The following is a 14,522-nucleotide window of genomic DNA, read 5'->3' on the forward strand; positions in this document are numbered from 1 at the left end:
GAGATAACAGTTTCCAAGCTACTTAATAAACGCTATATATAGAGAAATGCGATCGCAGTTATTTACCAACAAGTGCTAGAGCACCGCTTTGCAAGACAGGAATTTCAATTCGGAACTCTGTTCCTTGATGGGGTTGAGAGAAGCACTGGATGAAGCCACCGTGCTTATCAACTACAATTTGATAGCTGATGGATAGCCCTAATCCAGTTCCTTTACCCGTTGGTTTCGTGGTGAAGAAGGGATTGAACACCTGTTGTATAACAGTTTCCGTCATCCCAGGCCCATTATCTTGAACTTGAATTACTACATTTTTTGAATAACCGGGCTGAGTTTCGTTTGTCACTAGCTTAGTCCGAATAGTGATGCGATTGGGATTCTTTGGGATGTCTTTTGTATAAGGCTGATTGTCGTAGTTTTCTAAAGCATCGATCGCATTGGCCAGAATATTCATAAAGACTTGGTTCAACTGTCCGGCATAGCACTCTACTAGCGGTAAGTCGCCGTACTCCTTGACAATTTCAATAGCAGGATGAGCCGGATTTGCCTTCAGTCGATTTTGCAAAATCATCAATGTGCTGTCAATTCCCTCGTGGATATCAACTGGCTTCATTTCTGCCTCATCTAGCCGCGAGAAGTTTCGTAGCGACAGGACAATTTGACGAATGCGATCGGCTCCTACCTTCATTGAAGTCAGCATTTTGGGCAAATCTTCACTAATGTAGTCCAGATCGAACTCTTCAATTTTTTCCTCAATTTGGGCATTAGTTGGATAGGTTTGCTGGTAAAGCTGAATCAACTTTAGTAAATTTTGCGTGTAGTCCGCAGTATGGCTCAGGTTGCCATAGATAAAGTTGACTGGATTATTAATTTCGTGAGCAACACCAGCAACCAGTTGCCCCAAACCTGACATTTTCTCTGCCTGAAGGAGTTGGGCCTGAGTTTGCTGCAAGGTTTTGAGTGCAACCTCAGCTTCCTCTTTTGCTTGCCTTAACGCAGCTTCGGCTTGCGTGCGCTCAGTAATATCCAGTGTCAAGGATGCAACTCCAACAATCTTTCCACCCTCCCCTACTAAAGGCGTATTGAACCATTCGCAAATAATGGTTTTGCCGTCTCTGGTAATATTTTCGTTGACACTGTTGATTCCTCCAACCTGACTCAACAACTCGTTCATAACTTGATCGACTATCTTTCTGGCAGACGCAGGCACAATTAATTCTGCGGCATGGTGTCCGATCGCCTCTGTAGCCGTGTAACCAAAAATCTGCTCTGCCGCTGGATTCCAAGCAGTGACTTTAAAGTTTAAATCCCATTCCACAACTGCCAGTGCACTTTGGCGGAATAGAAAAGATAGCCGCTGCTCCGACGCTTTGAGTTCTTCTTCTGCCTGTTTCCGTTGAGTAATGTCAATGCCTGTTTTGATGATGTACTCAATTTCACCTCGATCATCGACTAAAGCAGTATCTGACCAGGCAATGAGTCTAAGTTTTTGATCTTTGCTCACCCAACTGCCTTCATACTGTTGGGGAAAATTACCAGATTGTAAAGACTCAAAAGCAGTTTTGGCTTGTCCAACTAAGTCTGAGTTCGGGAACAAGTCCCAAATGTAGCGCCCTTTCACTTCACTAAACGAGTAATAAGTCATTTGTTCGCAAGCTCGGTTAAAGCGAACTATTCGTCCCTGCGGGTCGAGCACAACTACCAGGGCACCTGCAATTTCAAGAATAGCTGAAACAAAATTGCGTTCAACTTCAACTGCTTTAATCAGCTCCTCTAACTGGGCTGCCATATTGTTAAAGGCGATCGCCAATGTCCCCAATTCGTTTTGGCTGTCGATGTTGACCCGTGTCTCTAATTGCCCCGCACTGAGTTCAGTAGCTGCCGTAGTTAAGCGCTCAAGGGGCACCACAATTTGCCGAATAAATAGAAAGCCAATGCCAACAGCAACGATCGTCACCACCGCCCATGAGCCTCCCATAACTGAGAGCATTTGGTAAACGGGAGCATAAGCCTCAGCCGTTGGCAGTTCTACAACCACCTTCCAATTCACGCTCCGAACTAAGGCACTGGCACCCAATACTTCTACCTGGTTTAGACCTTGATAAACGTTAAGGCGCTTAGTATCTTGGGATGCTTTCAAGAATTGAAAAAAGGGACGCTTAGAAAGATCTTCAAGTTGAAACGTTTCTGGCTTACGAGCCTTTTGAGCAATGAGAAAATTACGCTCATCAACTACATAGACATAGCCCGTCTTGCCCACCTCTGTTTGGGAAACAATAAACCAGAGAAAGTTGAGATTTACCTGCGCTAATAGCACCCCATCCACCTCATCTCGCTCATTCCGAATCGGAACCGCCAGAATGGTCTTTGGTTCGTGGGTTTGACGATTAATTTCTACAGGACTGACATAATCTTCCTGTTGTTTAAAGGCACGAATAAACAGTGGCGAATTGGCGGGATTTTCTAACTTGAGCGGTTCGTAGGGCGAAACTGACGCGACAACTTGTCCCTTCCGGTTCAAAATCGCAACGGCTTCATAAGCATCATTATGACGACTCAACCCTTCCAACAGGCTCTGCTGCGCTTGAGGTTGAAAGTTGGTGAGTCCTTTGACCCTAGCTAAATAGCTCAGTTTTCGTTTCAAGTCATCTAAATAATTATCAATCTGCCCTGCTGCTGTCTGACTGCGCTCTTCTTGGAGCGATCGCGATTGCTGGATCTGCGCCTGAAAGCTGAGGTAGATCAGCAAACCACCTGTGGGAAGTAAGCTCAGGAGAACCAAAAATATCAAACCATAGCGGAGCTGATTTGCAAGAGAAAAGAAGGGTTGCCAGAGATGTGAAGGGGAGCTTTTGGCAATCGGCAGAGCGCGATCGTTGCGTTGATTTTTCATCGGACGTAGAATCAATATTGGTAAATCAATTAATGCGCGCACTAAGGAGAAACATCAATTTGGCCAGTCGTCACAGCTTCTCGGATGGTCTTAAAAGTCTCCTCTTCCTGAGACGTGAGAGTGCCACGGAAAGGAGCAAAGTCATAGATTTTTTCCTTGAGCCCAAACTTGTAAAGTTTTCCTTCCCAGCGACCTTGCTGGGTTAACACTGCCACATTTAGCACCAGATTGGGAATGTCCTGCAGAACGCTAGTTAGGACTTTGCCGGGAGCCACTTCGTACTGATCCTTTGCCCAACCAATCACAAGGACTCCTGGCTTTTGCGTAACGGCTTTTAGCGCGGCTAACCCTGCCTGATCCGCGTTGATTGCCAAAACATCTACTCCAGAGGCAACCATATCCGTTGCGACTTTGATGGCTTTGTCCGTATCAATCCAAGTGTTGAGAAAAGCTGTCGAGGCTTGAACAGAGGGATTCGTTGCCTTCACTCCCCGCCTAAACAAGGCTTCTTCTTCTTTGTAAACCGGATAAGGTGCACCCACAATATAGCCAACTTTATTGCTTTTGGTCTTCATGGCAGCCAAAGCGCCTGTGAGGTACCCCACCTCACCCGATCGAAAGGCAACAGCCCCCAAATTTTGGTTATTCCCTGGATACGTTGTAACCATGGCAAATTTCGTTCGCGGAAATTCTTGAGCGACCTTTTCGGCAGCTTTGACATAGCCACCACTGCATGCAATTACTAGGTCATAGCCTGACTGGGCATATTTGCGAAGGGTAGCTTCACCATCTTCATTGTCAAGGCCAGTAAAGTCTACCTGAGCATTAAATTTATCTTTGATTAGGTTTAACCCTTCAAAGCAGGCTTGAGCCCAACTGTTCTTGTCTTTGGAGCCTGTGACGACCAACGCCACTTTAAAGCTGCTAGAGGTACTTGCTTCAGGGGAAGAGTTTACGTTCGGAGTCGATCGACTGCAACTGATCGCAAAAACCAGAGCTAGAGCCACCAGAGTCATTTGTTTGAAAAGAGATTGAATTCGCATAATAGCTTTTCGCAGCAAGGTTACTTTTTCTACGCCGATAAATTTGTTGAACGGTATCTCAACAATCTTCACAACTCTTACTCTCGATCGCATTTAATGACTCTGACAAATTCAGCGTCACACTCATTTAAGCTCAAAAACAAGTAAGGACACGGCACTGCCGTGTCCTTACAACTCTAACCTGCAATTAACCGAATTTGCGATTACTTAACAAACAGCATTTCTTGATAAGTAGGCAGCGGCCACAAATCATCAGCCACTTCACCTTCCAGAGCATCCGCATACTTGCGAACCTCATCCATCAAAGGACGAATTGTTTGCGAAGCATACTGCATATGGTCTTCGGTCGAAGCAAAATCGTGCTTGCTCAAAGCATCACTCAATTTGCTTGCAGTATCCATCATGGACTTCACCAACACCGCTACTTTTTCGGCACTTCCCTTTTCCAGTTCAATCCCAATCTCTTTCAATTTAGAAATCGTGCCGGAAAGTTCAGCTAAATACCTCACTGCTGCGGGGTAAATAATGGTTTTTGCCATGCTTATTACCAGTTTTGCTTCGACTTCAATTGCCAGCAAATACTGCTCTGCATAAACATCGTAACGGCTTTCCAATTCAACTGGAGTCAGAACACCTGTCTTTTCAAACAAGTCTTCAATGTATCCTTCCTTCAACACGGGCAAAGCATCTGCCGTAGTCCGCAAGTTAGCTAAACCCCGTTCCTCAACAGCCATTTGGTGCCATTCTTCCGAATAGCCGTTGCCGCCAAATACAACCGCACCGTGCTCGTCCATCACTTCTTTCAGAAGTGTTTGGATGGCAGCATTCAGTTCAGTTCCGTTAGCCAAATCGCTTTCTAATTTGTTAGCAATCCAGTCCAAAGAATCTGCAAGAATTGTATTCATCGCCACCAGCGGCCCGGAAACAGACTGACCGGAACCTACTGCACGGAATTCAAATCGGTTTCCAGTAAAGGCAAAGGGCGAAGTCCGGTTCCTGTCCCCAGCATCTTTCATGAAAGTAGGCAGTGTTTCTACACCTAAGTTCATAATTCCCCGACATTTAGAGTCCTTAACTTCTCCCCGGCTAATTTGCCCGAAGATATCTTCTAATTGCGAACCCAAATAGACAGAGATAATTGCTGGTGGAGCCTCATTTGCACCCAATCGGTGGTCATTGCTGGCAGTAGCAACTACGGCGCGCAACAGTGGCCCGTATTTGTGAACTCCGCGAATCACAGCGCCGCAGAAAACTAGAAATTGTATGTTCGAGTGCGGTGTATCGCCTGGGTCTAATAAGTTTCCTTGGGTGGCATTCCCGACCGACCAGTTGACGTGTTTGCCGGAACCGTTAATGCCGGCGAAAGGCTTCTCGTGCAGCAAGCACATAAAACCGTGTTTCTTCGCAGTGTTGCGGAGAATTGTCATGGTTAACTGTTGGTGGTCGCTGGCGACGTTTGCTGCTTCAAAAACTGGTGCAATTTCAAACTGACCGGGAGCTACTTCGTTGTGGCGGGTTTTGGCAGGAATTCCCAGCCGGTACATTCTTTCTTCTACTTCTTGCATGAAGACTTGAACGCGCTCTGGAATCGCTCCAAAATAGTGGTCGTCAAATTGCTGACCTTTGGCAGGAGGTTTGCCGAAAAGGGTGCGACCTGCTAGCAGTAAATCGGGGCGGCTGGTGGAGAAATTGGCATCTACCAGAAAGTATTCTTGTTCGGAACCGCAACTAGAATTGACGGGAGCAACGTCGGTATTTCCTAATAGCTTTAACACTCGGGTTGCTGCTTTGTTCATTGCGGCAATGGAACGCAAAAGCGGCGTTTTTTTGTCTAAGGCTTCACCTGTCCAGGAGATGAAAACAGTGGGAATGCACAAGGTCATACCGTTGTCTGTTTCCATGACATAAGCAGGGCTGGTGACATCCCAGGCTGTGTATCCGCGAGCGGCCGCAGTGGAACGGATGCCGCCGTTGGGGAATGAGGAGCCATCGGGTTCGCCTTGTACGAGAACTTTCCCTGCAAATTCTGAGATGACGGACCCGTCGCCTTGCACTGAGATGAAAGCATCGTGCTTTTCTGCGGTGCTGTTGGTTAGCGGGTAAAATACGTGGGCGTAATACAGGGCTCCTTTGGAAATAGCCCAATCTTTCATTGCTGCTGCAACTACATCCGCTACGGAATCATCGAGTTTTTGACCGGTTTGAACGGTGTTTTTTACTGATTTGAAAATACTTTTGGGCAGACTTTCTTGCATCTTGCTCAGACTAAAAACGTCTGTTGCCCACATATCTTCTAACCGCTTGGGAGGCTGGGCAGGCATCTGTTTGCGGTTGACGATTTGAGAAATTGCTTGAACGCGCGATTGGTTTCCACTCATGGTTATTTTTATTGGGATTGCAGGACGAGTTGTTGATAAAAAATAGATCTTAGCAAAAGTCTAACGATTGACGAATATGTTGGATTTACCCAACGTTTTTAGTCAAAGCTAACTTTGGGGAGAATGCCTTTTTGGCAGACTCTAAAAGATTGGAGGAGCGAGGCGCAATGACTTCGCCCTCCATCGGGTGTGACAATCCTGTGTGAGATGCGGTTGGATTGCGGTTATTAGCAAGAAGATAGATGGCAAGAGCCTGTACAAACTTGAGTCAACATTATAGATGTCTGCACTGCACAAATTTAGTAACTAATATTCACCCTGGTCAGCTCAAAAATTTTGTGCGAATCAATTCCGATGAATTCAGGTCAAAACTACTTATGGTTTTTAACGGTTCGACGATCGATAAATCGCAGTCCAGCAAACAACGCACTCGTTTAGGGGTTTTGGAGAATTATGGAGAGTACACAATCTACACTTGGAGAGTTTAAACAATCATTAACCAAATAAATGTATCGCAGGCTACAGAATTTTAGTTTTTTTTCAGAAAGGTCGATCGCACCGATCGCACACAACCGCAGGATTCCAGTGTAACAGGACGCGGGGCGCTGAAACTGCGGGGCGATCGTACATTTACAGTCCTGGACGCAGGCACACTATATATAGTGTGGGAAGAAAGGGATCTCGCTTTTTCAAACTTTTGAGCAATCGTCATCAGATTAAAAATTTAACTTCTCACAAAATCACCGACTCTCTTATAAAACAAGCGACAGACGTATAGCTGGGTATTTAAGTTCATTTCAATGTGATGAAAAGACTTAAAGCAAATGTTATCCCTCTGTTAGAAACTGCTGCGTAAATTTTTAGCAGGGAGCTGATATGTAAATGAACACGTAACAGCCGCGAGCATCCCAAAGCTTTATGTCCCCAGCTTCAAGACGCAACAAAAGACGCCAACTTCTGGAACTGTACGGAAACCGCTGCCACTGGTGCAACAAGTCGATGCAGAAATCAGAAAGAACCATCGAACACTTACTCCCTAAAAGCCGAGGCGGGTCTAACGCACTCTCTAACCTGCGTTTAGCCTGCTTCAGTTGCAATAATTCGCGTGGAAATAGCCTGTTCCCCCCTCCCGGCAAGAACTTACGCACACAAAGAGCTCAACCACATGAGAAAATAGCTTAGGATTTTCGCACGATCGCGAATTTTCATAGCTAATAAACAAACTAACTTGCTCCTCAAAAAAGTCGCATGGATGACCTAGATGGACGGTTAAGCGCTCTAATTGCAGAGGTGCGCCAACACCCAGCTAACAGTAGAAAATGGCGCTCGGCCATGCACAAGCTCTTATGGGAAATTCAGCAACTACCAGGACTCAAAAAATCAGCCCATCAAAATTATCCTGAAGCCCTCAATCGTACTTTTGAATGGGTTAGTCGCGAGATTGCTAAATTTGAGCCGCGCCCGCCTTCTGTTTCAAAAAGTTTGGTTAACTGGATTAACGGCACTTTGCGTCGGCGAATTCAAGATTTGTATTCTCCTGACAAAAATGCTCCTATTAGTTTAGATGCTCCGATTGCGGTAGATGCTGGAGAAACCACTCGGCTCGAACAGTTACCTGATTTTACGCTCAGCGGGTTGGAGGGCATGATTGAAAGTGCTCAGAAAGAAACCATTCAGCGAATTGGTCTCCAACTAGAACTTTACATAGAACAAGATCCAGAAGGCAAGCTAAAAAATAGCTACCCTGGTTCTAAGCCGGAGTGTAACTGCCAATTCCTCAGCAAAAGAAGAGTGTTAAAAGACCCTCCTGACAAGTTTAAAGATTTAGAAAAAGAGTTAAACGTTAAGTACACAACCCTGCATTCTCACTGGAAGAGAAACTGTGAACCCTTGTTGCAAAAAAAAGCCCTCACTCTAGGATATAAACAGGAATCACAACCATGAACATCGCAGAACTACCTTTGTTAACAGTACCGCTAGAATTAAAAGCCCACGAAATGGCGCGACAGTTGGCAGCCGTTCAAAGTACAGCCCAAAAAGGAAAACGAGTTTACTTGAATGCACTGGCAGTTTACGCAGTTCACAGCTATTTAAAATGGCTGCAAATTGAAACAGATTTGAATGGTTCCGATAGCTTCAAACCCGCCAAAACGGCGCTAGCTAATGTCGCTAACTTGGTAATTACTGGCATTGGCTCCTTAGAATGCCGCCCAGTTTTACCTGGTGAAACAACCATCTTTTTACCCGAAGAAGTAATAGAAAATCGGATTGGATATGTGGGAGTACAGTTTAGCGATCGCCTGGACTCCGTGCAGCTATTGGGATTTGCTCCCAGCTTAGATAGCTCAAATCCACCGCAACAAATAGCAGTAGCAGAACTTATGCCGATCGACACTTTAATTGAACAGATTAGTCGTTTAGAAGAAGCGATCGCCTTCTTAGAAACAGACGATCCGGTGGCGATACAGGTACGCTCCACGATCCAAACTCAATCGCAGAGCAATATTGTTGCCCAATTAGAGCGTATTTATCGAACTTACGAGGAGTACGAGTGGCGGTACGCAGGGGGAGAGATGTTAGCTGGGAGTACCGCAGGAGGGGAGTTTACTCGTGAAAGTGTAGATAGCGCCGACACTGATTTACAAGATTTAGCCGAAGCACTGCTGGAGAAGTTAGCAGAAATATGGAGGGATGCTGCGTAATTTTGGAACGGATAGCTGATGTATATATAGCAAGCCTAAATCATGTGTGTAATTCCCGTAGGGGCGGTGCCAAGAGTGTCCGGTTGGTAGGGGTAGGCGACACTACCCTTACATATTTGTACAAATGATTTAGACGCGCTATATGTAGTCTCCCCTTCGTAACCTGTAAAGAATATGGCAAAAGGATTCGGCCCGAAGAAAGCTCCCCAAACGACCAAACGCCAGACAGCTTATTTCAAGCTGATTCAAGCGCTCCTCAACTGTCCTAGTGGCAGAGAACTCAAGATTTTAGGGAATCACGCCCATCTGATTGACGCGGGTTTGGTGGAAATGATGGCAATGGTAGCTACGATTTTGGTAGCAGATAAGGAGCTTACGAGGGCTAAATTTTTAATTGGTTGGGCTGTTATTTTAACTCAAGAACTGGGATTAAACAATAATTTTTTCAGCGTCGATCCCACTATTTGTTCCCAAGAAAATTTTCTCAGGCAATGGGATTTCATCCAAGAGCAAACCCGGTTTCGTTTATTCTTTCAATTATTAGACGCTATTTCAGAGAGTCGCAGGAATTTCCAAACGGTTGACCAAAGGATAGTGCGAGAAATTAACCTCTTGCTTGAAGCTAATCAAGCTCAACTAGGTGAACACTTTGTTAAGGTGTTGCGATATCACTCGTCTGCGATACTATCTGAAGCACCACCCGCAGGGAAAAAAGGAATCGCTGCTCGCCTTATGATTTTGAGCTACTGCATCCATGAATTTAAAAAAGGAAATGAAGCCAATAATTTAGAGATTGCCATTCCAGGTTATGAAATTGCTGTCACCGTCTTAACCTATGAAGCTTTTCCAGAACAGTGGGCCGCTTGTCAAAACTCTCTCGGTAATGCTTATCACCGCCGTTTTAAGGGCGATCGCGCCGAAAATCTAGAACGATCGATCGCCTGCTGCCAAAATGCCCTACAAGTATTTACCCGCGAATCCTTTCCTGAAATGTCGGCAGAAATCCAACATAATTTGGCTATTGCTTATGGCAACCGAATCCGAGGAGATCGGTTAGAAAATGAAGAATTGGCTATCGAGGCTTCCAAAGCTGCAATGGAAGTTTACACCCGCGAAGCAGAGCCTAAAACATGGGCTAAAATACAAAATAATTTGGGTATTATCTATCGCGATCGCATCTGCGGCCACAAGGCGGAAAACTTGGAAAAAGCGATCGCCTGTTATGAAAATGCCCTGTTATTCCGCACCCCCGAAGAATTCCCTGAACTTTGGGCGCAAACTCAAACGAATCTTGCCTCTGCCTACCGCCATCGACTTCATGGCGATCGGGTAGAAAATGTTGAGAAGGCGATCGCAGCTAATCTCGAAGCTTTGCAAGTTTACACTCAAGACGCTTTTCCATCAGATTGGGCCGGAGTGCAGACGAATCTGGGCAACGCTTACGTGCATCGACTTAAGGGCGATCGAAACGAGAATTTAGAAATGGCTATTGCCGCCCATCAAGCTGCCTTACAAATCTTTAACCAGAATCAGTTTCCTAGAGAGTGGGCTATGACTCAAAGCAATCTAGGCAAGTCCTACTTCATTCTCGGACGACACGAAGACGCGATCGCCTGTTATCGATCGGCAATGGAAGTCTTCACGCCAACTGCTTTCCCCTTTGAATGCCATAAAACTGGAGAAACCCTTGGAAAAATAGCATTTGTAATTAAAGATTGGCAGTTAGCCATTGAGGGATACGGTATCGCGATCGAAGCCGTAGAAACCAGCCGTACTTGGGCAACTTCTGAATTTCGCCGCCAAGAAATTTTGTCAGAGGCGATCGACATTTATGCAAACATCGTGCAAGCTTGCATCAATAATAAGCAGTTAGATAAAGCTGTTGAATACGTAGAGCGATCGCGCTCTAAACGCCTCGTAGACTTAATGGCAAGCAATGACCTCTATTCAAGTGCAGAAATTCCTGCTGAAATTCAACAGTATTTACAGGATTTTGAACGGCTACAGCAGCAAATTGACAAAGAACGAGGGCGCAATCAACCTAGCAACGACTTTGATAATAGCAAACTTGATAACAGTCGCGCAGCACTAGCAGCTTACAATCAAACAATAGCTGATCTGGAAGCTGAAAAACTCCAAATTTGGGAACAACTTCGCCGTTTAGATCCGGTGCTTGCGGGTCAAATTCGAGTCAATCCTCTCGAAGTCCCATCCATCCAGAAGCTGATCGACAAACCTACTACTGCCATTCTGAGCTTTTACACCACTGCTAGCGACACCTTGATATTTGTGGTGCGGCAAAATGAGATTACCCTACACAATTGCACCGATTTAGGATTGGATGCTTTGCACGGATGGATTTTCCAAAATTGGTTAGAAAAATATGTTGAGGATAATAAATCTTGGAAAGAAGAGCTAGTTGGGATGCTAACTGAACTGGCAAAAGAGTTAAATTTGAACGATCTAATCTTATGGCATTTAGACGGAATTTCTGAACTGATTATAGTTCCTCATGATGCCCTTCATCACATCCCTTTCGCTGCACTACCCATCGGAGACAACCGATATTTAGGAGAAAAATTTCTCATTCGTTACGCACCTAGTTGTCAAGTCCTAGAATTCTGCCAGCAGCGTCCTTCCCCCGGCAATAACCTAAACTGTGGCACTATTGAAGATGCGACGGACGACTTGCCTTGCGCCAACTTTGAAGGAGAGCAACTAGCAGTCCTTTATAATATCCCAGACAATCAACGCTTAAAAGGTTGCCGTCAAGCTACAGTTAGTAACTATCGAGAACTGGCGCAAACCGTCCAAATCCTCCATTCTAGCCACCACGCCCAGTCGCGCTTTGACAATCCCTTAGAATCAACATTAATTTTAGGAGATGGCTGCATTACTTTAGGTCAGCTAATGACTCCCGCATGGCGTCTCCCTCAGTTGTCAGATGTATTTCTTTCCTGCTGCGAAACAGGATTGGGATTGACTGAAATTACTGGCGATATCCTTACTTTTTCAACTGCTTTTTTGTCGGCGGGAGCCAGAAGTGTTATCAGTACGCTTTGGGCTGTCGATGATTTAGCTACAGCACTTTTCTCGATCTTTTACTATCAAGAGTGGCAGCAGGGAAAGAATCGCCCAGAAGCTATGAGACAAGCTCAAGTTAAGTTGCGAGAGCTTACGGGCAATACCTTAGCTGCTATTTATAAACCCCAGCTCACAGAACTTTTGAAAGACAAAGGTAGAGAAACCGGCGCGCTCCGCAAAATAGCCGAGGCAGAACGAAATGCTTGCTCCTGGGGTTCCTCAGACTATCAGCAATGGGATGAAGAATTCCAAAAGTACGATCGAATTGGCAACCAAATTTATAATACTCGCAAAAATTTAGAGGAATCTTGTCAGAAAGTAAAGCCTTTTTCTCACCCTTTTTACTGGGCTGCTTTTACCTGCACTGGGATTCGGTAAAATTCTATCACATTTAAATCCTCAACAAAACTCATCCCTGCATCCTTACAAAGTTGGTGCGACAATTAATGAGTAAGTTGATAATTTTTAGTGTAAGGATTCAGGTCACTGAACTCCTTGCTGGGCAAAGACTTTAGATATGGAGCTTGATACTAAATCAATCTCTATTCTCAATAAACCACGAAAAACTGTCACTTCTCCTCGTTTATTGACAATTAACCACGAAAGATAAAAACCCTTATTTTGCCCTAAAACCCTTGCCAGACAAGCGTTGGAGCCGCAAGTTTTTAGACCTGAATCCTTACTTTTTAGTTAGGGCTTGCTGAAAAAGTGAGAAAACAGCATTTAGAAAGATGAGTGAATTCGAGTTCTCCTCGGCAATATAAGTTTTGTCAATTGTGTTCTGGCGAAACATAGCTTTTACCAATGATTGAAGCCAAAAAACATCAAAAAAGGTTTTTGTTATGAAATAGACCGAAAAAAAGCCAAAAAGCCTGCCGTAGCAGGGCAGAAAGATTCATCACCAGAAAAGTTATTGCGATGCTTGTTTCAGAAGTATTATCAAGTTTAGCCATCACTCTAGCGAGGCTAAATCTTCTTTTAGCTTCTCCAAATTTTCCCTCAATTAAGTTACGAATTCTCTCGTCTGATTGAGCTTGTTTTTTCATTGCTTTGCTCAGATTTTTGGGAGGTCTTCCTAGACGGACACCACTCATTCTTATGCCGAGTTCTTTGCACCAAGCTCTATTTTCTTCTGTTCGATATATCCGATCGACATGAATTGATTCAGGGTAAAATCCCGTGAATCGTTTAAATGCTTCTACTTGTATTTTTAAATCTCCTGATTCGTTGAAATTATCCCAACTAATTCGGTCTAAAAATACGTACCCATTTCGACAACTGGCTGACAGTTTTGCCCCAAATTCAACGGATTTCCCAGCTTTCCCTCTCACTATAGGGCGGATATGTGGTTGCTTTAAACTTACTATTCTGTCGGGAATACTATGTTCTTTCTTTTCATACATTGACAACTGTTGACGGTAGACTTCTGCAACTACTAACAGCATTCTATAATGAGATTTGGTTAATAACTGTAGAGCGCCCATTCGCTCTATATTCGCCAAATTTCTTTGGATGTATTGCAGTTGTTTTTTAATTACTTTTCTTCTTTCTTTTTGTCGTGGTTTGCGTTTTTTTGCTATGGTTAGGTATTCTTTCCTGGCTCGGTTTCGATATGTCCTCGGTTTTTTTTAACGGGTGACTTAATTTGATTGTGTAGAGCATCTATGATTTTTTCTGTATGTTCTCTTGCTTGATTTAATAGTCCTAAGTCGGTTGGATATTTAATGTCGGCTGGCGTACAGGTTGCATCTAATATTAATTTTCCTTGATTTTTGGTTTCACTTATTTCTGATGACTTTTTTTCGACGATAACTCCTGGCACTTCGGTCTGCTCTTTGACCATTTTTTCGTTAATTTTATTGACTAGGTTGACTCCTATTCTCTCCCTAAAATGAACAAACATGGATGAATCAAATGGTGCAGCATCACTATAGGTTGTCATGCCTATAAAGTATTGTAGGTATGGGTTTTCTCTTATTTGTTCTAGCGTTTCTTTGTCGCTGGTTCCTAGCCTTTCTTTAATTATTAATGCCCCCAATGCCATCCTAAATGATTTGGCAGGCGCTCCTGTAGATACTGTAAAATTTTCGGCATATTCATCTTCAAATTCTGACCACGGAATTATTTTTGCCATGATTACCCAACGATTATTCTCTGATAATTGCCCCTGTCCGTGAAGGTCAAAGTTGGAAGGTGGGGTTGGGGTTGGGTCAACTTTTCGGTACATGAACGAAAGTGCTGCTGTGCATGGCTTTTGACTAATTTTAGCTCATAGTCTTACACATTTTTAACGCCGAACGCGAGTCAAAGTCTTTTGAGGTAAGGGTTTTAGGCTTATTCAGCAAGCCCTAGTACAGCTCGGCGTAAGTAGACAGACTATATTTGTGGTAGAATAACATAGTTAGTTTAGACCAGTTCCGGTAGG

Annotated in this window: 8 protein-coding genes; 4 read left to right on the plus strand and 4 right to left on the minus strand. The window is 44.3% G+C overall.

The features are described from left to right. Positions 1-58 precede the first annotated feature (58 nt). The 3 genes from QUA04_RS11330 to QUA04_RS11340 all read right to left on the minus strand — a co-directional run bounded on the left by QUA04_RS11330 (position 59) and on the right by QUA04_RS11340 (position 6,311). A complete protein-coding gene (locus QUA04_RS11330) occupies positions 59-2,890 on the minus strand; it encodes a PAS domain S-box protein (protein ID WP_333256812.1) in 2,832 nt (943 codons plus the stop codon). A gap of 41 nt (positions 2,891-2,931) precedes the next feature. Beyond that, positions 2,932-4,026, minus strand: a complete 1,095-nt coding sequence (locus QUA04_RS11335; RefSeq protein ID WP_333256815.1) for a BMP family protein — start codon at positions 4,024-4,026, stop codon at positions 2,932-2,934. Between the two features lie 110 nt (positions 4,027-4,136). Beyond that, on the minus strand, positions 4,137-6,311 hold the full coding sequence (locus QUA04_RS11340; protein ID WP_333256818.1) for a glutamine synthetase III: 2,175 nt from the start codon (positions 6,309-6,311) through the stop codon (positions 4,137-4,139). Between the two features lie 918 nt (positions 6,312-7,229). On the opposite strand from QUA04_RS11340, the gene QUA04_RS11345 reads away from it, so the two are divergent. The 4 genes from QUA04_RS11345 to QUA04_RS11360 all read left to right on the plus strand — a co-directional run bounded on the left by QUA04_RS11345 (position 7,230) and on the right by QUA04_RS11360 (position 12,475). After that, on the plus strand, positions 7,230-7,493 hold the full coding sequence (locus QUA04_RS11345) for an HNH endonuclease (RefSeq protein WP_333160440.1): 264 nt from the start codon (positions 7,230-7,232) through the stop codon (positions 7,491-7,493). 66 nt (positions 7,494-7,559) lie between these two features. After that, positions 7,560-8,255 carry a hypothetical protein gene (locus QUA04_RS11350; RefSeq protein WP_333256822.1) on the plus strand — a complete coding sequence of 232 codons (696 nt, stop codon included), beginning with the start codon at positions 7,560-7,562 and terminating at the stop codon, positions 8,253-8,255. Beyond that, positions 8,252-9,013, plus strand: coding sequence for a DUF1822 family protein (locus tag QUA04_RS11355; RefSeq protein ID WP_333256826.1), 762 nt, complete (start codon positions 8,252-8,254; stop codon positions 9,011-9,013). The genes QUA04_RS11350 and QUA04_RS11355 overlap by 4 nt, the downstream gene beginning before the upstream one ends. 174 nt (positions 9,014-9,187) lie before the next feature. Continuing rightward, the gene (locus tag QUA04_RS11360) at positions 9,188-12,475 is read left to right on the plus strand and encodes a CHAT domain-containing protein (protein ID WP_333256829.1); all 3,288 of its coding nucleotides are present in this window, start codon (positions 9,188-9,190) and stop codon (positions 12,473-12,475) included. A 446-nt stretch (positions 12,476-12,921) separates the two neighbouring features. Here the strand turns inward: QUA04_RS11360 and QUA04_RS11365 are convergent. After that, positions 12,922-14,324 (minus strand): IS5 family transposase gene (locus QUA04_RS11365; RefSeq protein ID WP_333256832.1). Its coding sequence is split into 2 segments (ribosomal slippage): positions 12,922-13,727 and positions 13,727-14,324, totalling 1,404 coding nucleotides; the frame shifts between segments, so codons are not numbered across the junction. Positions 14,325-14,522 lie beyond the last annotated feature (198 nt).

Origin of the sequence: Microcoleus sp. S13_C5, from assembly GCF_036700845.1 — a bacterium.
Classification (GTDB): Bacteria; Cyanobacteriota; Cyanobacteriia; order Cyanobacteriales; family Microcoleaceae; genus Microcoleus.